Origin of the sequence: Yoonia tamlensis (assembly GCF_900115105.1) — a bacterium.
Lineage (GTDB): Bacteria > Pseudomonadota > Alphaproteobacteria > Rhodobacterales > Rhodobacteraceae > Yoonia > Yoonia tamlensis.
On record NZ_FOYP01000001.1, the window covers coordinates 741,412 to 760,960 of the forward strand.

The window sequence follows — 19,549 nt, forward strand, 5'->3', positions numbered from 1 at the left end:
TTTGCAGCGTTTACGCAGGGATATCACGCTCGAGCGCTTCGAGAGACCCCATGCGTGCAGAACCGTCGTCCATTGCAGGCAGTTCCATTGCTGTGCATGTACCTTCGGGGACGAGCGACCATGCGTTGCCTTGGTAATCGACAGTCGATGTGCCGGCGCATGATGTGCCCGGGCCCGCGGCGCAGTCGTTTTCACCAGCCAGTGAAACACCGTAGCATTTTTCGTCGCCCGCAGCGGCGGCAGTTGTGGCCAGACCGGCAACAGCGGTAGCAACAGCAGAGGCAAGGATGATTGTTTTTGTTGTGTTGGACATAAGACGTTCCTTTGGTTGGGATCAAATTTCGTGCACCGCCATTCAGCGGCGATGACCAAAGATTAGCCTTTGAAACGATTACTATTCCATTCACAGGGCCGTGCATCACGCGCCCGTGAGCTGCTGTGAGGGCGCAGTTTTGCATGTAGCCCAAGCGCCAAAAAGGGGGCGCGCCCAAAAAAGAACCCGCCGGTTGGCGCAACCGGCGGGTTTGTTACAGCTTCCAGCGCTGGAATGTTACAAAAGATCGGGCGGTGTTGCGGCTTTTTGCAGCTCGCTCACGATTTCCGCCAGAGATGTTACAGAGGTCCGGTTTTCGCCAAGGCGGCGCACGGTCACTGTTTTCTCTTCGACTTCGCGCGCACCCAAGGCAAGGATCACCGGCACTTTGCCGACCGAATGTTCGCGGACCTTATAGTTGATCTTTTCATTGCGGGTGTCGGCCTCGGCGCGCACGCCAGCCGCTTGCAGGGCGGCAACCACCTCTTGCGCATAGTCATTGGCGTCCGAAATGATCGAGGCCACAACAACCTGACGCGGCGCGAGCCAGAACGGCAGTTTGCCTGCGTGTTCTTCGATCAGGATGCCGATGAAACGTTCAAACGACCCCAATGTCGCGCGGTGCAGCATATAGGGCAGGTGCCGTTCACCATCGGCCCCGATATAGGAGGCCTCGAGCCGCTCGGGCATGTTGCTATCGACTTGGATCGTGCCGCATTGCCAGTTCCGTCCGATTGCATCGGTCAGCACAAATTCCAGTTTTGGCCCATAGAACGCGCCTTCGCCTTCTTGCAGTTCATATTCGTGCCCTGCGGCTAGACAGGCCTTGCCCAATGCGTTTTCAAGTAGATCCCATGTCTCTTCCGATCCGATCCGTTTTTCGGGGCGGGTGGACAGTTTGATCGACCAGTTTTCAAAGCCGAGCTCGGCATAGATTTCTGACAGGAATTCGATGAATTTCTTGGTCTCGGATTCGATCTGGTCTTCGGTACAGAAAATATGCCCGTCATCTTGGGTAAACCCGCGCACTCGCATGATCCCATGCAGCGCGCCCGAGGGTTCGTACCGGTTACACGATCCGAATTCCGCGATGCGTAGCGGCAGGTCGCGGTAGGATTTCATGCCTTGGTTAAACACCTGCACATGGCAGGGGCAGTTCATCGGTTTCAGTGCGTTTACAGTCTTTTCGCGCGCATGGTCTTCGTCCACTTCGACGATGAACATGTTTTCCTGATAGCTTTCCCAGTGGCCCGATGCTTCCCACAGCTTACGGTTCACCACCTGCGGTGTGTTCACCTCGACATAGCCGTCTGCGCGCTGTTTGCGGCGCATATAGTCTTGCAACTGTGTATAGATTGTCCAGCCGTTGGGGTGCCAGAACACCTGACCGGGGGCCTCTTCTTGCATATGAAAAAGCTCCATCTCGCGGCCCAGCTTGCGGTGGTCGCGTTTGGCAGCTTCTTCCAGCATGTGCAGGTGGGCTTTTAGCCCTTCTTTGTTGGTAAAGGCCGCGCCATAGATGCGTTGCAACATCGGACGGTTGCTGTCACCGCGCCAATAGGCACCGGCGATATTCATCAGCTTGAAGCCGTCAGCGGGCACCTGACCGGTGTGCTGCAAATGCGGGCCGCGGCACAGATCCTGCCAATCGCCGTGCCAATACATGCGCAGCGGTTCATTGCCCGGAATGCTTTCGATCAGTTCGACCTTATAGGGTTCGCCACGATCCTGATAATAGGCGATTGCCTTTTCACGGTCCCAGATTTCGGTGCGGACTTCATCACGCTTGTTGATGATATCCTTCATCTTCTTTTCGATGGTAGCCAGATCTTCGGGGGTAAACGGTTCTTTGCGGTCAAAGTCGTAGTACCAGCCGTCCTTGATCACGGGGCCAATGGTAACCTGCACATCCGGCCAAAGTTCCTGCACCGCGCGCGCCATAATATGCGCGAGGTCATGGCGGACCAGTTCAAGCGCGGGCGCTTCGTCTTTCATTGTGTTGATGGCAATACTGCTGTCGGCATCAATCGGCCATTGCAGATCCCAGTGCTGGTCGTTGACCGTGGCCGAGATCGCTTTTTTGCGCAGGCTGGGCGAAATATCGGCAGCCACATCGGCCGCAGTTACGCCAGCCGCATAAGTGCGGATGTTGCCATCAGGAAAAGTAAGAGAGATTTGGGCCATCTGTTGGGCTCCTCGTCAGTTTGGCGCCCACGGAACGCCCGGTTGCGGGTTATGTGTATGCCGCTAAATGGAGCCAATGAAATCGGCTGTCAAGCAAAGCCTGACAGCCGGTGCAAGTCTTAGGGGTTAAGCGGCTGTAAAGACCGCATATCCCATGATCAGTATGCACAGAACACCCATGTTATAAACGATCGGGCGAAGGGGCATTTTGAGGTGACCCGCTATCATGCCGACAGCATGGATGGCCCTGATCCAGAAAAATGCGACCGCTGCCCAGTAGGTCAGTGCGGTGAACCCATCAAGCCGGTCAAGGATCAGCACCAGAATTGCAAAGGGAAGAAGCTGTTCCAGCAAATTCAGGTGTGCCCGATGCGCGCGGTGAACCCACGCAGGAAGCATGCGTAAATCATAGGGGCGCTCGAACGGGTCAGGTGCATTTTCCAATGGGGTCATCTTCGAGATGCCCACGATATAGGGGATCCACAGCAATGCAGCGAATAGCGCGAGCCACGCCAGGATGCCCAGCTCTGTCGGAAGTGCCGCCATATCACATGCCTTCCATCAGATATGCGCCGCCAAAATGCGCGGGCTTGCCGGTTTCCAGATAGGTCTTAAGCCCTGCAATGCTGCGCACCCAGCCGTCACCCGTGCCGTCTGACGGGTCATTGTTCAGGTCTTCGTGCAGGACAGTGAGGCAACAAAACTCTCCCTCGACCGCGATCTCATAGGTAATGCGTGACGGGGGCGCATCAGGCGCCCAGGTCGGCTCGAATGATGTGACCAGTTTCGACTTGGGGGTTACTTCGATGTCGGTAGTGTAAAGCGTTACGGTGCCGTCTGGCATAAAATATGTGACCTTGTCGTCGGTGCGTTTGGCCGTTTGTTCAAGGAAGTCGTAGTGTTGGAACTGATCAGGATCAGTCAACGCATCCCACAATGCGTCTTGGCTGCAGCGGATGTAGGTTTGCATCATGAATTTGGGTTTGTCGGTCATTATCGTGTCCTTTGTTACATTGCAGCTTTTAGTGCGCTGCCCGTTTCGAGATAAGATTTGAGAGACGCAGCAAGGCGCGCCCAGCCTTCGCCAAACCCTTCCTGGCCGGGGGCGATGTCGTAATGTTCAATGGTCAGCTTGCACTGGCCGCCCTGATCTTCGATCAGATAGACCATGTGGCTTGTCGGGGCGTCAGGCCCCATGAACAGGGGCTCAAACGTCATCGCGATCCGCGATTTGGGGTCAAGCGCGGTCGTCACCTGACGCAGCATCGCCTCTCCGTTTGGCAGAATAAATGCCGTGGATGACCCGATTTTTGCATTCCCTTGCACGGCATTACAGGCAAAATGATAGGCGGCCATTTGATCGGCTTCGGTCAGGGCTGCCCAGAGCGCGTCTTGGGTGCAGCGGATAAATGTTTGCATGATAAAATCGGGTTTTCCCATTTTGGCGTCTCTCTCAAGTTTTTGTTTAAGCTGTGAAAGGCTGCGGGCCTGTGGTTGCAAAAACGGCGCAACCCAACGGTCCATCAGTTCCTGTAGGGGCAGGGCATTCAGATAATGGTATTTGAACCGGCCCTGTTTGCGGGTGACGATCAGGCCCGCGTCTTCAAGAACGCGCAGGTGTTTCATAACCCCGAACCGGCTTTGGTCCAGCACCTGTTCCAGTGCGCTCAGGCTTTGACCGTCTTGCGCGCGCAAACTGTCGAGCAGGGCACGGCGCGCGGGGTCGTTCAGGGCTTTGAATATCTGATCCATAGAATCGCTTATACGTGACTATAAGGTCACGTGTCTATAGGGTAACCTAATGACACTTGCAGCGGGTCGCGGCTTATGGTGCTGTCACGCCATGACAAAAGACGCACAAACCCCGACATTCACCACGCCCCAAGGGCGCGAAATTGCCTACCATCTGACCCAAGGCACCGGACCAACCGTTGTGTTTTTGGGCGGGTTCAAATCCGATATGGGCGGGACCAAGGCCGTCTATCTTGAAGACTGGGCGCGCGCGCAGGGGCGTGCCTATCTGCGGTTCGACTATTCAGGTCACGGCGAAAGCGGCGGCGCGTTCACTGACGGGGCCATAGGTGACTGGTTCGAAGATGCCTGCGCTGCGCTGACCCTGACTGACGGGCCATTGGTGCTGGTCGGGTCATCCATGGGCGGCTGGATTTCACTACAAGTGGCACGCGCCATGCCCGAACGGATCGCAGGGATGGTCACCATCGCCGCGGCCCCCGATTTTACCGAAGACAGCATGTGGGGCGGTTTCTCCGACGCGCAAAAGGCCGAACTGATGGCGGGGCAGGTGGCACTGCCATCTGAATACGGTGAACCCTATATCATCACTCGCCGCCTGATCGAGGAAGGCCGCAACCGGCTGGTGTTGCGCGATCCGCTGCCATTGCCATTTCCTGTGCGGTTCTTGCAAGGCACGGCGGACGCGGATGTCGATATGTCGGTGGCGCTGCGCCTGCTGGATCATGCGCAAGGGCCGGATATGCGGCTGACGCTTGTTGACGGGGCGGATCACCGGTTTTCGGATGATACCTGTTTGAAATTGATAACGGATGCGGTGACTGACGTGCTGCAAACCGCCACGGATAAAGGCTGAAGACGCAAATGGATATCGCAACGATTGAAAATGATCTGGCCACAGCCGAAGCACAGGTGCAGGGCCTGCGCCCTGACTGCGAAGCGCGCGTGGTTTGGGCAGATAAACCCGCGGTAAAAACCCCGCTGGTGATCCTGAATATCCACGGGTTTTCGGCATCGCCTGCGGAATTGCGGCCCCTGCCTGATCTGGTTGCGCAGGATCTGGGCGCAAATATTCTTTTCATGCGGCTGACGGGGCACGGGCAGGACGGTGCGGCGATGGCCGCGGCAACCTATGCCGATTGGACCCGCGATGTTGCGGCCGCCATAAAGCAAGCGCAGATCATCGGGGATGAGGTAATCTTGATGGGCTGTTCAACGGGCTGCACGCTGGCGACTTTGGCGTTGGCAGACGGGGCGCAGGCAAAAGCGGCGGTATTCATTTCGCCAAACTTTGGGCTGCGCAGTTGGGCCGCGCAAACATTGCTGGATATGCCTGGCGCGCATAAATGGGGGCATTTTGTTGTTGGCAAAACGCGGCGGTTTACCCCGATCAACGACGGCCATAGCGCCTATTGGACGACCAGCTATCCGACGCAGGCGCTTTATCCGATGGCCGATGCGGTACGCGCTGTGCGCCATGCCGACCTGTCAAAGATCATGACACCGGCATTATACGTGATCAACGAAGATGATCAGGTCGTACACCCGAAGCGCGCGCGCAAAACCATGGCGCGTTGGGGTGGTGCAACCACCGAACATATCGTCACACCCGGGCCGGGGGACGATGAAAACGGCCATGTGATGGCGGGCGATGTGTTCAGCCCAAACCAGACTGTGCCGCTTGCTCAGCGGATTTGCGCTTGGCTGCGCGAGGTGTAGCCCAGCAATAGGTTGCGGCAAATGGCAGAGCAGGTCAGACTTGACCAAAATCAAACCCCGAAAGCGGGGCAAGCAGACAGGTCGCGCGAAATGCCATGTGAAACTTTGGTGATGATTCCACCGATGCTGTGCGATGCACGCATATTCGAGCCGCAATTTCGCGCGCTGGGCTCTGACCACGCGGTCATGTTTGCCCCCACCACCACAGGCGAGCGGATGGAAGAGATCGCCTCGCAAATCCTGAGCTGGGCACCGGCGAAATTTGCGCTGGCTGGCATGGGGATGGGCGGCATGGTAGCGATGGAAATCCTGCGCCGCGCATCTGATCGGGTCACAAGGATCGCATTGATCAGCACCAGCCCGCTTGCGGAAACGCCGCAAACTGCCGCCTTGCGCGAGCCGCAGATCATCGCCGCGCGGGCTGGCCGCTGGGATGATGTGCTACAGCATGAAATCCATTCGACATGGATGTCACCCGATGTGGATAAGGCGGCATTTGTGCGGTTGCTCACGACGATGGGCCATGCGCTGGGCCCAGAGGTCTATGTCAGGCAGGCGCGCGCGCTGCAGCGGCGAAAGGATCTGCAAGCCCAGTTGCGCAAGATCACGCAGCCCGCGCTGGTGATCTGTGGTCGCCATGACGGGCATTATCCGGTCAAGCGCCATGAAACCATGGCCGCCATGATCCCCTTTGCGACGCTCGATGTCATCGAGGACGCAGGTTACCTGCCGACAATCGAAGCACCAGAGGCGGTCTCTGCGGCGCTGCAATCATGGATGCGCGCGCCGCTGATGTTGCGCAGTTAGGCGGCGGCGTTTTTGTTCGCCGGTTTTGCCTTTTGCGGCTCTGCGGAATTGGCATCAATAAAGTCCAGCACCAGCGGCCGGATGTTATTGCGCCAGCTGCCGCCCGCAAAGATACCATAGTGGCCCGCACCTGGTTCAAGATGCGACGCTTTTTTGCTGTCTGGCAGGTTGGTCAGCAGGTCAAGCGCGGCAAGACATTGGCCGGGCGCTGAAATATCGTCATCTTCACCTTCGACAATCTTGACGGCGACGGTTGTGATCTTGCCCATATCGACCTTGCGGCCAGCCACGGTAAATTCATTGCGCGCGATGTCGCGGTTCTTGAAGATACGCTCGACCGTCGAAAGGTAGAATTCGGCGGGCATATCCATGACGGCCAGATATTCATCGTAGAAAGTGTTATGTTTATCGTGATCGCGCGCTTCGCCTTTGGCAGCGCGGGTGATCTGGTCGCGGAACGCGGTGGCGTGGGTTTCGGCATTCATCGAAATGAACGATGCCAGCTGCAACAGCCCCGGATAGACGGTGCGCCCGACGCCTTCGTATTTGAAACCGACACGCTGGATCATGGTCTGTTCCAGCTGCCCCATGGTAACGGAACGCCCGAAATCGGTGACTTCGGTATGGTTTGCCTCGGGGTCGACAGGGCCACCAATCAGCGTGAGCGAACGCGGCTGCGCCTTTGGGTCTTCTTCGGCAAGATAGGCGGTTGCGGCCAAGGTCAGCGGCACAGGCTGGCAGATCGCGACAACATGGATATCGGGGCCAAGTTTGCGCATGAATTCGACCAGATACAGCGTGTAGTCTTCGACATCAAATTTGCCGGCGCTGACAGGGATGTCGCGGGCATTGTGCCAATCGGTGATATAGACGTCACAATCAGGCAAAAGGCTGATCACGGTTTTACGCAAAAGCGTCGCGTAATGGCCTGACATCGGCGCAACCAGCAGCACGTGGCGTTTGCTTGACGCGCGGCCCGGCATGGTGAAATGGATAAGATCGCCAAACGGCTTTTCAACGACAGTCTTGATCACAACCGGATGATCCTTGCCCTTGCTGCATGTGATCGGCGGAATGTTCCAATCGGGTTTGACAACCATACGGGCAAATGTGCGCTCGGTGACTTCGCCCCAAGCATTGAGCCAGTCAATCGCGGGGTTCGCGGCCAAAGACATCATCGGATAAGAGGCAAATGCCCGCGCCGTGGCACCAAGCCACTGGTTTGTGTTGCGCGCACTTTCCATCAGGTCGTAGGTCATCATATACTTCATTGTAACATCTCCGGTTAGGGCGCGCAGTTCATGCTGCACGTGCAGCATAAGCATAGGAACGTTAATATGACAACAAACGATTTAGATCCGCAGGCTGCCGCTGATAAGAACTTTACAAAGTTAGAAGAAAATATAGCCAAAATTGAGACGCTCACGCAACGTCTGCTAAAGGCGATGGCGCACAAGCGTGCGGTGCCACCTTCGCTGCAAGGGCCAAGTCAGGAGTTATATGCGAAGGCTGCAACCGGATATATGACGGAAATGATGCAAAATCCGGCCAAGCTGGTCGAGCATCAAGTTGAATTCTGGGGGAAATCTGTCAAACACTTTGTCGAGGCCCAGCATCTTTTGGCGCAGGGGAAACTCGAACCTGCGACGGATAACACGCCCAAGGACCGGCGCTTTGCCCACGAGATGTGGGATACCAACCCTTACTTCAATTTCATCAAACAGCAGTATTTGATGAACGCCGCTGCGGTGCAGAAAGCGGTCGATGATATTGATACGCTCGAATCAGAAGAAAAAAAGCGACTGCGCTATTTTAGTCAGCAAATCGTTGATATGGCCTGCCCGACGAATTTTCTGGCAACCAATCCCGAGGCGCTGGCGCTGGCTGCCGAAACCGAAGGCGACAGCCTGATCGCCGGTCTGGAAAACATGATTGCCGATCTCGAGGCCAACAACGGCGAACTGGTTGTGACATTGGCGGATAAATCGGCCTTCACATTGGGCGAGAACCTTGCCACGACGCCCGGATCGGTAGTGTTTCGCAACAGAATGTTCGAACTGATCCAATATGCGCCCACGACCGAAAAGGTACATGGCACCCCGCTGATCATCTTTCCGCCGTGGATCAACAAATTCTATATTCTGGACCTGAAGCCGCAAAACAGCCTGATCAAATGGGCCGTGGATCAGGGATATACGGTGTTTGTAGTGTCATGGGTGAACCCTGATCCAAGCTACCGCGACACATCCATGACCGATTATATCGAAGAGGGGTATTTGACGGCCATTGATACGGTCAAGAAAATCTGCGGCGTCAAAAAAGTGAACGCGGTCGGCTATTGCATCGCTGGCACCACGCTTTCGCTGACGCTGGGCGTGATGAAAAAACGCAAGGATGCTTCCGTCAATTCCGCCACATTGTTCACCACACTGACCGATTTTTCGGATCGGGGCGAAGTGGGCGTGTTCCTTGACGATGATTTTGTCGATGGCATCGAAGCCGAGTCGATGGAAAGCGGCATTCTGGATTCTTTCTATATGGCACGCACGTTTTCCTACCTGCGCTCGAATGACCTGATCTACGGTCCGGCTATCAAAAGCTATATGATGGGCAAGGCACCGCCCGCCTTTGATCTGCTTTACTGGAACGGCGACGGGACAAACCTGCCTGCAAGCATGGCCGTGGAATACCTGCGCGGCCTGTGCCAAAGCGACAATTTCGCTAATGACGGCTTTGCGGTTTGCGGCGAGACTGTACAGCTTAAGGATGTGACCGTGCCGCTATGTGCGATTGCCTGCGAGACCGATCATATCGCCGCATGGAAAAGCAGCTATACAGGTGTGCAAAAGATGGGGTCCAAGGACAAGACGTTTATCCTGTCCGAATCCGGACATATCGCGGGGATCATCAACCCGCCATCCAAGATGAAATATGGGCATTACACCAATCCTGAAGCCGGACTGACGGCAGACGACTGGTATGACAGCGCGGACAAGCACGCGGGGTCTTGGTGGCCGCTATGGGATTCGTGGTTATCCAAAAAATCAGGCAAACTGGTGGATGCGCGACAACCAGGGAGCGATGAATTTCCGGTTCTCGGGGCGGCTCCTGGGACATATGTGGTGGCTAAGTAGCGGCGCGCATTGAGTTTTCTGCGACCGCAAAATAATTCATGCTGCGGTGCAGAAAAAGCTTGAAATGCTGCGCTGCAGCATGCATATTGGTGTCAGAAATTCACAGCGGGGATAATCCTCGTTCCACCGGAAAGGCTGATACCATGGCTACGAAAACACAAGATTTCACTGCAATCTTCAAAGACGTTGCAGATGCGTTCCCCGTCGACACAAAAGCGATGGAAGAGCAGTTCAAAAACCAGACCGCGCTTGCTGAAAAACTGTCAGCTGTTGCGCTGGACGCTGCCGGCAAATCTGCCGAGCTTTCTGCAAAATGGACACAAGACACCATTGCCAAGCTGGAAGCGATGTCAAAATCCAAAGTTGAACCTGCTGACTACGCAAAAGCAGTTACTGATTTTGCGTCAGCAACCGCTGAATCAGCTGCTGAAAACATGTCTGCTTTCGCTGAAATCGCGAAAAAAGTACAAACACAGACAATGGAACTTGTTCTTGCTGCTGGCAAAGACATCTCTGACGAAGTGACTGCTGCTGCCAAAAAAGCAACGTCTGAAGTGACTGCTGCTGCTTCAAAAGCAACAAAGAAATAAACGTGGCCAAATCTGCCCGTGCCTCCCTAAGGGCATGATTTGCCAAAACGGTTCGCAGCAATGCGGGCCGTTTTTTTATTGGCACGTGTGTGATGCGCTAAAATGCTTTCATTTTGCGCAGTTGCGGCATAGGCTTCTCTGCACTGCAATATTTCGGGAGAGATCGCCGTGGCCGATACGAATAAACCGCTTCTCATTAAACGCTACGCGAGCCGTCGTTTGTATAATACCGAGACAAGCGATTATGTGACGCTTGAGGATATTGCGCTGTTCATCCGTGAAGGGCGCGAAGTGCAGATTGTCGATCTGAAATCCGGTGACGACCTGACACGGCAGTATCTGCTGCAAATCATCGCCGAACACGAAAGCCGCGGCGAAAGCGTGCTGCCGGTGGATGTGCTGACCGATCTTGTACGCAGCTATACAAGCCAGGCCGCATCCGTGGTGCCTGAATTTCTGCAAGCCAGCTTCGAGATGCTGCGTGAGGGCCAGTCAAAGGCGCTTGATAAGATGGGTGCGGCCAATCCAATGGTCGCAATGCCCGGGTTTGAAGCCATGCAGGCCCAGCAAGCCGCGTTCTTTAAGGCGATGACCGGCGGCATTATGCCAAAAAGCAGTGTGCCCGAAAAAGAAAGCGATGATCTTGGCGAAATCAAGGATCAGCTGGCGGCCCTGCAAGAAAAACTCGCTAAAATGGGGAAGTAGCGCGGCGCGCTACTCTCCGGTTTTTCGTAGATCAAAGGTTGACAGCAAACTGCAATTTGCTGCCATGCCAGCGGCTGCCGCAGCGGTCGCATCCATATCCATTTCAAGAAATGAATCGATTACGATGTGCTGACCTGATTGCACAGCAAGATTGAAAAGGATGCTCAGGCGGACGACGCCGTGATCCTGATTGACGACAAGCGCCGACCATCTGCCATTATTGGCGCGCCAGCCGCGCGGGAATTCTGTGTCGGGGATGATTTCGGCGGGGGTAAATGGTGTTGGCCAGACAACCCTGTGTTCCTGCGCAAATGCGGCTGCGACTGCTTCGGCCTGTGCAACAGATTGCGGCGGACAGCCGTTGTTTTGGGTTTGTCGCAATGTTGCCGACCAGATCCCGTCTTCTGGTGTGTTTTCAGGGGGCGCTACGATACACGCGCCGCGCATCGCGGCAGTATCAGGCAGATGCCAGACCGAAGAACCGTCACCGGGACGAAATACGACTGCGTCAGGGCTGGGGGGTTCATCAAGTCCGAAATAACTGCGCAGATGCTCCGGTGTATTCGGGATCATTGCATGGCTTAATTCGCCATCCGGCAGGCACGAATATAGCGCCACTTCGGTTGGCGGCGCATCGCAAAGCGAGACGCTGCCGTCATCGTTGCGCCGGATTAGTGGACCGACAGCCAGACCGGTCACTGCCGCAGGCCCCGGAATGCAGGCCTGCCAATCGCGGCAGACACGCATCATTTCGCTTGTTCTGGCCCAAGCATAAGTGCCATCTGGCCGTTCAAAAATTTGGCGCCCAAAGTCCGGTCGCGGTTCAAGACCGACAATGACTGTCCATTCATCAAGCGTGACAGCGGTGCTGGATTTAAAGGCGAGCTTGCCGCTATCACAATAGTAGTTTCTGGTTTCCGCCATGGCTGTGCTGGCAAGCAGCGCCAAGAACAAGGCGAGCAAAAAATTTGTTGATTTCATGATCATTCCTCAAACGTCACAGCATTATTGGAACCAAGAATTTATTTTGATCAAGTAAGGAAATCATGTCTTTTGATGGTGCCCGCCGTCGCCGGTATCAAAAGGGACCATCGCCGCAGCAAAGCGACGGCGATGGCAAATCATGTATTAGGCGACTTCGGCAAACACACCATCGAGAGCTTTTTCAAGCCGGTCAAACATTTTGTCCATATCTGACGGCGTAAAGATAAACGGCGGACATAGCACAACCGCTTGCCCGAGCGGCCGACAGATCAGACCTTGGTCGGTACAGGCGTTTGCGATCCGTTCGGAGACCGACAGCGACCCGTCAAACGGGCGTTTGGTGTCCTTATCAGCCACCGCCTCGAGCGCGCCCATCAATCCTTTGCCACGCCATTCGCCGATATTTTTCTTCTCTGATAGCCGCTTCAGCCCTTCTTCGAAGAGCGGGGTCAGAGTGCGCACATTTTCCGCAAGGCCTTCGTTCATCACCACATCAATCGCCTTGAGAGCAATCGCGCAGCCGACCGGATGGCCGGATGCGGTAAACCCGTGCGGGAATTCCTCGATCGCATCAGCAGCCGCTTGCAGCCGGTCGGTAAGTTCCGGCCCCAAAATCACGGCCCCCATCGGGAAAAAGCCCGCTGTCAGGTTTTTGGACGAAATGATCGCGTCGGGGATGAAATCATAGGTCTGGCAACCCCATGTCGCGCCTGTTCGTCCGAACCCTGTAATCACCTCATCGGCGATCAGTGGAATGCCGTATTTCTTGAGGATCGGCTGCACCGCCTGAAAATAGCCCGCAGATGGCGGAATCACCCCGCCTGCGCCCATCACAGGTTCCGCAAAAAAGCCCGCAATTGTGTCAGCCCCTTCGCGCAGGATTGTCTCTTCCAGCTCTGCTGCCATGCGCGCGGTGAATTGCGTCTCGGTTTCGCCGTCCTTGCCAAAGCGCCAGTAATGCGGGCAAGACAGGTGGATAAACCCGTCCAGCGGCAGGCCGAACACGCTGTTATAAGGCTTGCCTGTCATCGAGGCCGATACAGCCGTCACCCCGTGATAGCCGTTCGTGCGGGTCAGGATCTTGCGGCGTTGCGGCTTGCCTTCGGCGCCACCAAGAAACCACAGCATCTTTACCATCGTGTCATTGGCTTCGGAGCCGGAGTTGGTGTAAAACACTTTGCCCCGCGCAAATGGCGAGACTTCGACCAGCTTTTCAGAAAGCATAACGGTCTGGTCCGACATGCGCCCAAAGAAAGCATGGTATCCGGGAAAACGGTCGTATTGTGCTTTTGCAGCGGCGATCAGCCCGGGGTGGTCAAAGCCTGCAACCATGTTCCAAAGCCCGGAGTTTGCATCAAGAAATTCGCGCCCGTGTACATCATACACATAAGCGCCTTTGCCATGGGTCAATACGGTGGTGCCGCGTTCCTTGATTGTGGGCAGGTCGGTGAACCCGTAAAAGGAATTGGCGTCTGCGCGGGCTTCCCAGCTGTTTAGGGTTTGGTCGGACATTTTAGAACCTCATGGTTGAACTGCGCAAACGATATGCCTGACTGTAAGACCTTACAATGACTTGATTGATGCGCACTGCATTTCCCCATAGCTTGACGTTAGGGCGGGCAGGGTATCCAGATGACGACGACAGGTAAAATTACGCTTTGGGGCATCGAAGTCTTTGTTGCAACCGCGCAAGAAGCCTCGCTTTCGGGTGCGGCGCGCCGTTTGGGCAGTTCATCCGCGACCGTAAGCCAACAAATCAGCAACCTCGAGAGCGCAATCGGCGCCACACTTTTGAACCGCAATGCACGGCCTGTTACGCTGACCCCTGCGGGTGAAATGTTCTTGCGCCGTGCCAATACGATCCTGAACGAGGCCGACCAAGCCAAAGCAGAGCTGGCAATGGCGGATTTCAGTCGGCTTACGCGGTTCCGGCTGGGGATGATCGAGGATTTCGATGCCGATGTGACCCCCGGCTTATTGACCGCCATGAGCAGTGATTTGAAGAACTGCCGGTTCCTACTTGAGACCGGCGCATCGCACCGCTTGTTTGATCTGCTTGATAGCCGTGCGCTTGACGTGATTGTCGCGGGTGACATGGGCCAGACCGATGCAGGAATGGAAGTGCATCCATTGCTTGAGGAACCATTTGTTGTGGCGGTGCCAAAAGGGGCGATCACGGGCGATGATGTGGCGGGCCAGTTGCACCGGATGCAATTTATCCAATACACCACGCGCCACTATATGGGGCAGGTGATTGCGGCGCATCTGGCGCGGCAAAACCTGCGGACTGCGCACCGTTTCGAACTTGATAGCTATCACGCGATCATGGCGATGGTCGCGGCGGGTGCAGGCTGGACAATTCTGACGCCGCTTGGCTGCATGCGTGCGCAGCGTTTTACAGATGCGGTTGACCTGCTGCCGATGCCGTTTGCGCCGCTTTCACGGGTGATTTCGCTCACTGCGCGGCGCGATGTCTTGGGGGAGATGCCACGCACGATGGTTGCGCGGCTCAAACCTTTGCTCGAAACCTTGATCGTGCAGCCCGCGGTTCAGCGGTTTGCATGGCTCGACGGAAAAATGCGCCTGCTTTAGCCGTAGGCGCGCTGCGCGTGCATGGCTTGCGCGGCGCTGCTAGTGATAATCTGCGCAATCACATCGCATTCAGCCAAACTTAGCCGCGCGGGCAGTCGCACGTCGCAGGCCTTTATCAGCATCGCTCGGGTCTTGGGCAAATCAGGGATCGGCCCGATAAACTGCCAGTTCCAGAATGCGCGGGCATTATCGGTGCTTTGGCCAAAGACCTGGATTTTCACACCTGCCGCTGCGGCAGCGTCAACAAATGTGCCGGCCTGCGCGGCGGACATGGCAACCATGTTGAACTGGATCGAATCGGGCGCGCGGCGTTCGGGCCCAAGGCGGTCTGGAACCTGCAAATAGGGCGAGGCATTCAATAGGGCCGCAACATGATCATGGTTGCGCCGCCCGTCAAAGACGCGGCGGGCAAGCTCGGCCAGTTGCGGCCGGATCAGGGCGGCCGACATATTGCTAAGCCGTTGATTATAAAGCGGCAGTTTGTTTTGCCATTTCGCAAAACTCTCCATCAGGACGGGGTGTTTTTGCCAATTATGTTCATAGGCCCCCGACATGATGACCGCGCGCGCAATCAGATCGGGGTCGTCGCTGACCATGATGCCGCCTTCGCCTGCGTTTAGAAGCTTATAGGACTGAAAGCTAAAACAGCCGATCTTGCCAATGGTGCCGATGTTTTGCCCGTGCCACGTGGTGCCTAGCGAATGCGCGGCATCTTCGACAACGGGGATTCCGGCGGCGTCACACAGGCGCATGATCGCATCCATATCCGATGTGTGCCCGCGCATATGGCTGATAATCACCGCCGCACAATCGGGCAGTTTTGCGGCAAAATCTTCCAGATCAATCCGGTAGTTGTCGCCGCATTCGCATAGCACCGGCTGGCAATCGGCATGGACAACCGCCGAAGGCACCGCGCCAAATGTAAAGGCGGGGATCAGCACCCGTGCGTCACGCGGCAGGCCTAGCGCCTTGAGCGACAAAAACAGCGCTGCCGAACACGAGGACACAGCCAGCGCGTATTTTGCGCCCAACATTTGCGCAAATTCCTGTTCAAGCAGGGCCACAGGCGCGTTGTCGGAGGTATAGCGAAACAGATCACCCGTCTGCAAAATGCGCGTGACCTCGGCCATCGCGGCTGGCGGGATTGGCTCTGCGGCATATACATCGGGAATCTTGGGCATGTGTTCAGCTTTTCCGAAATCTTATTTCGCAAAAATCTAACATGCGCAGGGTGACAAATCTATGACAGTTATAGACCCAGCCGGTCGCGCAGCGCGTACCATGTCATCGCCAATGTCAAAAGCGGTGCGCGCAATGCCGGACCGCCGGGGAAATTGGGCACCTTGAGCGCTGATAATGTGTCAAACCGCCCCGCCTGACCTGCAATTGCCTCTGCCATGACCTTGCCCGCGAGTCCCGAAAGGGCCACGCCATGTCCCGAAAAACCGGCGCCCGATACCATGTTGGGCGCAACCCTTTGCACCGCGGGCAGGCGGGTCATGGTAATGCCCAATGTCCCACCCCATGTGTAGTCGATTTTGACGCCGCGCAACTGCGGAAACAGGGTTGTCATCCGCTGGATCAGGGCTGTGTTGATATCTTTGGGAAATCCGATGCCATAGCTTTCGCGCCCGCCAAACAAGAACCGGTTGTCTTCGGACATGCGGAAATAATTCACCACAAATTTGCTGTCAGCCACCGCAATATCGCGTGCAAGCACTGTTGCCGCACGGTCGCCCAAGGGTTCTGTTGCGCAGATAAAACTGTTGATCGGCATGACTTTGGCCGCGGTTTTACGGTCGATATCGGGCAGGTAACCGTTGCCTGCGATGACCACATGGCGCGCCGTCACGGTGCCATTGGGCGTAGTAATCCGCGCAGGCGTGCCTTGGGTGATTTTGGTGACTTCGCTTTGTTCAAATATGCGCGCGCCGGCTTGCTCTGCCAGTTCAGCAAGCCCAAGCGCGTAACGCAACGGGTGGATATGCCCCGCGCCCATATCCAGAATACCGCCCTGATAAAGCGGCGATTTGACCAGATCGCGCATCGCTTCCGGGCTGAGTACCGAAATCTGGTCATAGCCATAGTTTTCGGCAAGAAATTCGGCGTCTTGCGTGTAATTCGCGGCGTCTTTTGCGGCGTAGAACCCGTGTGCAACGCCTGGACGGAACCGCGCCTGCGGGATATGGGTGGCGCAGATGTCGCGGATATCTTGCTTGGCCTCTTCGGCCAATGCCCATAGGTCCGCTGCCGTATCCTTGCCCAGCGATTTTGCCAATGCGCGCTGGTCCCAGTTATAGCCGCTGCCAACCTGCCCGCCGTTGCGCCCAGAGGCACCAAAGCCGACGCGGTGCGCATCCAAAACCACAACATCTTGCCCCCGCGTGGCCAGTTCACGTGCGGCAGAAAGGCCGGTAAATCCGGCACCGATGACGCAGACATCGACCGAAAGATCATGATCAAGTGTCGGGCGTAGCGGCGGAATGTCAGCGCTTGCCGCGTACCAGCTTGGGGGAAACTGGCCGCGTTGATCATTGCGGTAGAGCGGGTTCATTGCAGCGGTTTCCTTTGTCAGCAGGGCCAACCATAGTGCAGGTTGGTCACCAATTCCCTATGTCGCGCTAAACGTTCAGCAAAAGATGTTCGCGCTCCCACGGGCTGATTACTTGCAGAAATTCCTTGTATTCCAACCGTTTGACGATGGTATAAACCCGCGCGAATTCGGGCCCCAGAACTTCGTGCAGTGCGGTGCATTCTTCAAACAAATCCAGCGCTTCGCTTAGAGAACCCGAAATTTCAGCTTCGGAATCGTAGGCTTCGCCGCGGCAACGCTTGTCAGGGCGGATTTCGTTCTTGAGCCCCAGATAGCCGCAGGCCAGCGACGCAGCGATGCATAGATACGGGTTGCAATCCATTCCAGGCAGGCGGTTTTCGATCCGGCGCGCGGAAGGGTCGCTGATCGGGATACGAATGCCCGTGGTCCGGTTGTCGCGCCCCCATTCAAGGTTCACCGGCGCCGCACTGTCAGGCACATAGCGGCGGTAGCTGTTTACATAGGGCGCGATGACGGCGATCGCGCTTGGCATATATTCCTGCAAGCCGCCAATAAAGTGGAAAAACGCGTCGGTTTCTCCGCCATGCGGGCCGTTAAAAATGTTGCGCCCGTTTTCATCAAGCACGGATTGATGCACATGCATCGCGCTGCCTGGTTCGCCTTCGATCGGTTTTGCCATGAAGGTCGCAAAGCAGTCGTGTTTCAGCGCGGCCTCGCGGATCAGGCGTTTGAAATAGAACACTTCGTCCGCAAGCTTGAGCGGATCACCGTGCCGCAGGTTGATCTCAAGCTGGCCGGCGCCGCCTTCTTGGGCGATACCGTCGATTTCAAACCCTTGGATTTCAGCAAATTCATAGATGTCGTCAATTACGGGACCGTAATCATCGACCGCCGACATCGAATAGGCCTGACGCCCGGCCGCAGGGCGACCGGTGCGGCCCATCATCGGGGCGATTTCCTTGGCGGGATCGATATTGCGCGCAACGAGATAGAATTCCATCTCGGGGGCGATCACAGGGGTCCATCCTTCGGCCTTATACAGATCAATCACGCGGCGCAGCACGTTGCGCGGGGCAAAGGGCACTGGCGCACCTTTCTGGTCAAAGGCGTCATGGATCACCTGCAACGTGCCGTCATCTGCCCAAGGTGCCGCTGTCGCGGTCGAAAAATCGGGCTTGAGGATCATATCGGGTTCAAGAAACCCGCTCGGGCCGTAAGCCTCGCCCCATTCGCCTGTGATGGTTTGAAAGAAAATCGAGTTGGGCAGGTGGAAATGCGTTTGCTTTTCCCATTTGCCGGCAGGCACCGCCTTGCCGCGCGCAATGCCGGGCAGATCGGCGATGACGCATTCGACCTCGTCCAAGCGGTTGTTTTCCATATAGCTGCGTGCAGCAGCAGGAATATGATCGGTCCAGCTCATGCGACTTTCCTCGTTTTAAAAAACTGTACGATCTGGGCCGCGATGCGCTGGCTATCGACAGGTTTTTCAAGATTTTCGCGCACCTGCGCCAATTGCGGATCGGGCACATTGCCAGGGCCGCGGTAGGTTACAAGCCCGTCAATCACGGCCCTGTCAAATTCGGGGTGTGGCTGGATCGTAAAGATCCGGTTGTCATAAACCAGCGCGGCATTGGCGCAAAAATCATTCTCGCCGATGACGGTTGCACAATCGGGGCGGGTTGTGACCTGATCCTGATGCCATGCGTTCAAGGTAACCTTTTCGCCGTTCAGCGTGTAATCGGTGCGGCCAACGGCCCAGCCTCCGGCGAATTTCTCGACCTTGCCGCCCAAGGCCTGCGCGATGATCTGATGGCCAAAACAGATGCCAACCAAGGGGATACCGGCCGCATAAATTTCGCGGATCAGTGATTCGAGCGGGGGAATGAACGGATGGTCTTCGTAGGCGCCGTGTTTTGATCCGGTGATCAGCCAGCCGTCGCAATCGGTGATGGATGCAGGGAACTGCATATCGACGACGCTATAGGTGGCAAAGTCAAAACCGTTCCCGTCCAGAAGCCGTTCAAATAGCTGCGCAAAATCGCCAACCACTGGGCGCAATTCATCCGGCGCATGGCCTGTTTGCAAAATGCCGATTTTCATGGGGTCACCGTCGTTTGGAGTTCAATTTCAATCTATATACGCACATGGGCTGCCGCAAGCGCGAAGGATTTTCGCGAAAACCGTCAATGGCCAGAAATCGCGCGGATTTCTGGCG

The 19,549-nt window shown here is 56.2% G+C and carries 19 protein-coding genes; 7 read left to right on the plus strand and 12 right to left on the minus strand.

Annotated elements, in window-relative coordinates; all coding sequences use genetic code 11:
* Nucleotides 1–10: 10 nt before the first annotated feature.
* The 5 genes from BM320_RS03925 to BM320_RS03945 form a co-directional block, all read right to left on the minus strand.
* Nucleotides 11–313, minus strand: coding sequence for a BufA1 family periplasmic bufferin-type metallophore (locus BM320_RS03925; protein WP_090196706.1), 303 nt, complete (start codon nucleotides 311–313; stop codon nucleotides 11–13).
* Nucleotides 314–550: 237 nt separating this feature from the next.
* The gene (thrS, locus tag BM320_RS03930; protein WP_090196707.1) at nucleotides 551–2,497 is read right to left on the minus strand and encodes a threonine--tRNA ligase; all 1,947 of its coding nucleotides are present in this window, start codon (nucleotides 2,495–2,497) and stop codon (nucleotides 551–553) included.
* A 126-nt stretch (nucleotides 2,498–2,623) separates the two neighbouring features.
* Nucleotides 2,624–3,043 carry an MAPEG family protein gene (locus BM320_RS03935; protein WP_090196711.1) on the minus strand — a complete coding sequence of 140 codons (420 nt, stop codon included), beginning with the start codon at nucleotides 3,041–3,043 and terminating at the stop codon, nucleotides 2,624–2,626.
* Between the two features lies 1 nt (nucleotide 3,044).
* The gene (locus BM320_RS03940; protein WP_090196713.1) at nucleotides 3,045–3,491 is read right to left on the minus strand and encodes an SRPBCC domain-containing protein; all 447 of its coding nucleotides are present in this window, start codon (nucleotides 3,489–3,491) and stop codon (nucleotides 3,045–3,047) included.
* Nucleotides 3,492–3,505: 14 nt separating this feature from the next.
* Nucleotides 3,506–4,249, minus strand: coding sequence for an ArsR/SmtB family transcription factor (locus tag BM320_RS03945; RefSeq protein ID WP_090196716.1), 744 nt, complete (start codon nucleotides 4,247–4,249; stop codon nucleotides 3,506–3,508).
* A 91-nt stretch (nucleotides 4,250–4,340) separates the two neighbouring features.
* Here BM320_RS03945 and BM320_RS03950 point away from each other — a divergent pair, with 91 nt between their 5' ends.
* The 3 genes from BM320_RS03950 (at nucleotide 4,341) to BM320_RS03960 (ending at nucleotide 6,775) form a co-directional block, all read left to right on the plus strand.
* Nucleotides 4,341–5,105 (plus strand): alpha/beta hydrolase, encoded by a 765-nt coding sequence (locus tag BM320_RS03950; protein ID WP_090196718.1) that lies wholly within the window; start codon nucleotides 4,341–4,343, stop codon nucleotides 5,103–5,105.
* A gap of 8 nt (nucleotides 5,106–5,113) precedes the next feature.
* Nucleotides 5,114–5,968: an alpha/beta hydrolase gene (locus tag BM320_RS03955; protein ID WP_090196721.1), complete on the plus strand. Its 855-nt coding sequence runs from the start codon at nucleotides 5,114–5,116 to the stop codon at nucleotides 5,966–5,968.
* A gap of 111 nt (nucleotides 5,969–6,079) precedes the next feature.
* Entirely contained in the window at nucleotides 6,080–6,775 is a 696-nt protein-coding gene (locus tag BM320_RS03960; protein ID WP_242651014.1) for an alpha/beta fold hydrolase, read from the plus strand.
* On the opposite strand, the gene phaZ is transcribed toward BM320_RS03960, so the two are convergent.
* The gene (phaZ, locus tag BM320_RS03965; RefSeq protein ID WP_090200333.1) at nucleotides 6,772–8,046 is read right to left on the minus strand and encodes a polyhydroxyalkanoate depolymerase; all 1,275 of its coding nucleotides are present in this window, start codon (nucleotides 8,044–8,046) and stop codon (nucleotides 6,772–6,774) included. The genes BM320_RS03960 and phaZ overlap by 4 nt on opposite strands.
* Before the next feature lie 66 nt (nucleotides 8,047–8,112).
* Between phaZ and BM320_RS03970 the strand changes: the two genes are divergently transcribed.
* From BM320_RS03970 to phaR, 3 genes are all read left to right on the plus strand, one after another.
* Nucleotides 8,113–9,909 (plus strand): PHA/PHB synthase family protein, encoded by a 1,797-nt coding sequence (locus tag BM320_RS03970; protein ID WP_090196724.1) that lies wholly within the window; start codon nucleotides 8,113–8,115, stop codon nucleotides 9,907–9,909.
* Nucleotides 9,910–10,052: 143 nt separating this feature from the next.
* Nucleotides 10,053–10,499: a phasin family protein gene (locus BM320_RS03975; RefSeq protein WP_090196726.1), complete on the plus strand. Its 447-nt coding sequence runs from the start codon at nucleotides 10,053–10,055 to the stop codon at nucleotides 10,497–10,499.
* 168 nt (nucleotides 10,500–10,667) lie between these two features.
* Nucleotides 10,668–11,204, plus strand: a complete 537-nt coding sequence (gene phaR, locus BM320_RS03980) for a polyhydroxyalkanoate synthesis repressor PhaR (protein ID WP_090196729.1) — start codon at nucleotides 10,668–10,670, stop codon at nucleotides 11,202–11,204.
* A 9-nt stretch (nucleotides 11,205–11,213) separates the two neighbouring features.
* Here the strand turns inward: phaR and BM320_RS03985 are convergent, their stop codons facing one another.
* On the minus strand, nucleotides 11,214–12,185 hold the full coding sequence (locus BM320_RS03985; RefSeq protein ID WP_131802275.1) for a hypothetical protein: 972 nt from the start codon (nucleotides 12,183–12,185) through the stop codon (nucleotides 11,214–11,216).
* Nucleotides 12,186–12,332: 147 nt separating this feature from the next.
* Nucleotides 12,333–13,700, minus strand: coding sequence for an aminotransferase (locus BM320_RS03990; RefSeq protein WP_090196734.1), 1,368 nt, complete (start codon nucleotides 13,698–13,700; stop codon nucleotides 12,333–12,335).
* A gap of 120 nt (nucleotides 13,701–13,820) precedes the next feature.
* Here BM320_RS03990 and BM320_RS03995 point away from each other — a divergent pair, with 120 nt between their 5' ends.
* Nucleotides 13,821–14,780 carry a LysR family transcriptional regulator gene (locus BM320_RS03995; protein ID WP_090196736.1) on the plus strand — a complete coding sequence of 320 codons (960 nt, stop codon included), beginning with the start codon at nucleotides 13,821–13,823 and terminating at the stop codon, nucleotides 14,778–14,780.
* Here BM320_RS03995 and BM320_RS04000 read toward each other — a convergent pair.
* The 4 genes from BM320_RS04000 to BM320_RS04015 all read right to left on the minus strand — a co-directional run bounded on the left by BM320_RS04000 (nucleotide 14,777) and on the right by BM320_RS04015 (nucleotide 19,434).
* Nucleotides 14,777–15,961 carry a DegT/DnrJ/EryC1/StrS family aminotransferase gene (locus tag BM320_RS04000; protein ID WP_090196739.1) on the minus strand — a complete coding sequence of 395 codons (1,185 nt, stop codon included), beginning with the start codon at nucleotides 15,959–15,961 and terminating at the stop codon, nucleotides 14,777–14,779. The two genes, BM320_RS03995 and BM320_RS04000, sit on opposite strands and share 4 nt — an antisense overlap.
* A 68-nt stretch (nucleotides 15,962–16,029) precedes the next feature.
* On the minus strand, nucleotides 16,030–17,334 hold the full coding sequence (locus BM320_RS04005; protein WP_090200335.1) for an NAD(P)/FAD-dependent oxidoreductase: 1,305 nt from the start codon (nucleotides 17,332–17,334) through the stop codon (nucleotides 16,030–16,032).
* A 67-nt stretch (nucleotides 17,335–17,401) separates the two neighbouring features.
* Nucleotides 17,402–18,754 (minus strand): glutamine synthetase family protein, encoded by a 1,353-nt coding sequence (locus tag BM320_RS04010; RefSeq protein WP_090196742.1) that lies wholly within the window; start codon nucleotides 18,752–18,754, stop codon nucleotides 17,402–17,404.
* A complete protein-coding gene (locus tag BM320_RS04015; protein WP_090196744.1) occupies nucleotides 18,751–19,434 on the minus strand; it encodes a type 1 glutamine amidotransferase in 684 nt (227 codons plus the stop codon). The genes BM320_RS04010 and BM320_RS04015 overlap by 4 nt, the downstream gene beginning before the upstream one ends.
* Nucleotides 19,435–19,549 lie beyond the last annotated feature (115 nt).

Excerpts from the sequence above, each read along its gene's own strand:
- BM320_RS04015 (WP_090196744.1), bottom strand. The coding sequence starts at position 19,434 with ATGAAAATCGGCATTTTGCAAACAGGCCATGCGCCGGATGAATTGCGC.
- BM320_RS04010 (WP_090196742.1), bottom strand. The coding sequence starts at position 18,754 with ATGAGCTGGACCGATCATATTCCTGCTGCTGCACGCAGCTATATGGAA.
- BM320_RS04005 (WP_090200335.1), bottom strand. The coding sequence starts at position 17,334 with ATGAACCCGCTCTACCGCAATGATCAACGCGGCCAGTTTCCCCCAAGC.
- BM320_RS03985 (WP_131802275.1), bottom strand. The coding sequence starts at position 12,185 with ATGAAATCAACAAATTTTTTGCTCGCCTTGTTCTTGGCGCTGCTTGCC.
- BM320_RS03970 (WP_090196724.1), top strand. The coding sequence starts at position 8,113 with ATGACAACAAACGATTTAGATCCGCAGGCTGCCGCTGATAAGAACTTT.
- BM320_RS03975 (WP_090196726.1), top strand. The coding sequence starts at position 10,053 with ATGGCTACGAAAACACAAGATTTCACTGCAATCTTCAAAGACGTTGCA.
- BM320_RS03945 (WP_090196716.1), bottom strand. The coding sequence starts at position 4,249 with ATGGATCAGATATTCAAAGCCCTGAACGACCCCGCGCGCCGTGCCCTG.
- BM320_RS03995 (WP_090196736.1), top strand. The coding sequence starts at position 13,821 with ATGACGACGACAGGTAAAATTACGCTTTGGGGCATCGAAGTCTTTGTT.
- BM320_RS03960 (WP_242651014.1), top strand. The coding sequence starts at position 6,080 with ATGATTCCACCGATGCTGTGCGATGCACGCATATTCGAGCCGCAATTT.
- BM320_RS03925 (WP_090196706.1), bottom strand. The coding sequence starts at position 313 with ATGTCCAACACAACAAAAACAATCATCCTTGCCTCTGCTGTTGCTACC.
- BM320_RS03940 (WP_090196713.1), bottom strand. The coding sequence starts at position 3,491 with ATGACCGACAAACCCAAATTCATGATGCAAACCTACATCCGCTGCAGC.
- BM320_RS03955 (WP_090196721.1), top strand. The coding sequence starts at position 5,114 with ATGGATATCGCAACGATTGAAAATGATCTGGCCACAGCCGAAGCACAG.
- BM320_RS03950 (WP_090196718.1), top strand. The coding sequence starts at position 4,341 with ATGACAAAAGACGCACAAACCCCGACATTCACCACGCCCCAAGGGCGC.
- phaZ (WP_090200333.1), bottom strand. The coding sequence starts at position 8,046 with ATGAAGTATATGATGACCTACGACCTGATGGAAAGTGCGCGCAACACA.
- thrS (WP_090196707.1), bottom strand. The coding sequence starts at position 2,497 with ATGGCCCAAATCTCTCTTACTTTTCCTGATGGCAACATCCGCACTTAT.
- BM320_RS03935 (WP_090196711.1), bottom strand. The coding sequence starts at position 3,043 with ATGGCGGCACTTCCGACAGAGCTGGGCATCCTGGCGTGGCTCGCGCTA.
- BM320_RS04000 (WP_090196739.1), bottom strand. The coding sequence starts at position 15,961 with ATGCCCAAGATTCCCGATGTATATGCCGCAGAGCCAATCCCGCCAGCC.
- BM320_RS03990 (WP_090196734.1), bottom strand. The coding sequence starts at position 13,700 with ATGTCCGACCAAACCCTAAACAGCTGGGAAGCCCGCGCAGACGCCAAT.